The 1732-nt window shown below is 70.8% G+C and carries 2 protein-coding genes; both read right to left on the bottom strand.

Annotated features, from left to right (window positions below; genetic code table 11):
• Positions 1-1375: bifunctional phosphoribosylaminoimidazolecarboxamide formyltransferase/IMP cyclohydrolase (gene purH / locus G6026_RS13825; protein ID WP_182613507.1), on the bottom strand; the 1375-nt coding region annotated here is incomplete at its 3' end.
• Positions 1372-1732: formyltransferase family protein (locus G6026_RS13820; protein WP_277815615.1), on the bottom strand; the 361-nt coding region annotated here is incomplete at its 5' end. The genes G6026_RS13820 and purH, both read right to left, overlap by 4 nt.

Here is a 1732-nt window from a genome sequence, read left to right as displayed (position 1 = left end):
CCCCCGCGCGCTGCACCGCGAGCCGGGCGGAGTCGACGCGGTTGACCTGGCCCATGCCCACGCCGACGGTCGCACCGGCCTGCACCAGCAGGATGGCATTGGACTTGACCGCGCGGCAGGCCCGCCACGCGAACAGCAGGTCGCGCAGGGTCTGCTCGTCGGCGTCGTCCCCGCAGGCCTTGGTCCACCCCGCGGTCACGTCGCCGTCGGCGTCCAGCGAATCGCGCTGCTGCACCAGCACGCCGCCGGAGATCTGCTTGCGCTCGAGCTCCGCCTGCGCCGGCGGGTCGGCCTCGAGGATCCGGATGTTCTTCTTCCGCTGCAGGATCTCCACGGCACCGTCGGCGTAGGAGGGCGCGATGATCACCTCGGTGAAGATCTCGGCGACCTGCTCGGCCATCTCCAGACTGACCTGACGGTTGGCGGCGATCACCCCGCCGAACGCGCTGACGGGGTCACAGTCGTGGGCGGCGCGGTGGGCTGCGGCGATGTCGGCGTCGATCGCGATGCCGCACGGGTTCGCGTGCTTGATGATCGCCACGCACGGCTCGGCGTGGTCGAAGGCGGAGCGCCAGGCGGCGTCACCGTCGACGTAGTTGTTGTAGCTCATCTCCTTGCCGTGCAGCTGCTCGGCCTGGGCGAGGCCGGGGGCGGCGGCGGAGTCGGTGTACAGGGCCGCGCGCTGGTGCGGGTTCTCCCCGTAGCGCAGGGTGGCGGCCAGGTCGAGGCTCTGCCCCTGCCACACCGGGAAGTCCTCGCCCGAGTCCTGCGACGGTGATGCGGTCTGCTCCGTCATCCAGGTGGCCACCGCGACGTCGTAGGCGGCGGTGTGGCGGAAGGCGGCGGCGGCGAGCCGACGGCGCTGATCCAGCGGGAACCCACCCGCGGCCACCGCCTCCAGAGCCTCGCCGTAGCCGGCCGGGTCGACGAGCACCGCGACGGACGGGTGGTTCTTGGCGGCCGCGCGGACCATGGACGGACCACCGATGTCGATCTGCTCCACGCACGCGTCGTAGTCCGCGCCGGAGGCGACGGTGTCGGTGAAGGGATAGAGGTTGACGACGACGAGCTCGAACGGCTGCACACCGAGATCCGCGATCTGCTCGAGGTGCTCGGGCTTGCGCGTGTCGGCCAGGATGCCGGCGTGGACCCGTGGGTGCAGCGTCTTGACGCGCCCCTCCAGGCATTCCGGGAACCCCGTCAGCGAGTCGACCGGCGTCACCGACACCCCGGCGTCGGCGATCCTTTGCGCGGTGGAGCCGGTCGAGACGATCTCGACCCCGGCAGCCGCCAGACCCCGGGCGAGGTCCTCGAGTCCGGTCTTGTCGTAGACGCTGATGAGCGCACGGCGGACGGGCCTGCGGGAGTCGGTCACGATAGGTGCACCTTTCGACCTTCGATGTGGAGTCGGCCACGGGCGGCGGACTCGAGGACGTCGACGAGCAGCTCGCGCTCGACGATCTTGATTCGTTCGTGGAGGGAGGACTCGGTGTCCTCGGAGAACACGTCGACAGCGCGCTGGGCGATCACCGGGCCCGTGTCCACCCCCGCGTCGACCAGGTGGACGGTACATCCCGTGACCGCCACTCCGTAGGCAAGCGCGTCCCGTACCGCGTGGGCACCGGGAAAGGAGGGCAACAGGGCGGGGTGGGAGTTGAGCACGCGGCCGGTGAACTCCCCGAGGAACGCCTCTCCGAGGATGCGCATGAAGCCCGCCGAGACGATCCAGTCC

It is taken from the genome of Dietzia sp. DQ11-38-2, assembly GCF_014145055.1.
Classification (GTDB): Bacteria; Actinomycetota; Actinomycetes; order Mycobacteriales; family Mycobacteriaceae; genus Dietzia.
The sequence above is the reverse complement of the archived record's forward strand: the minus strand, read 5'-3'. Positions and strand labels throughout refer to the sequence as shown.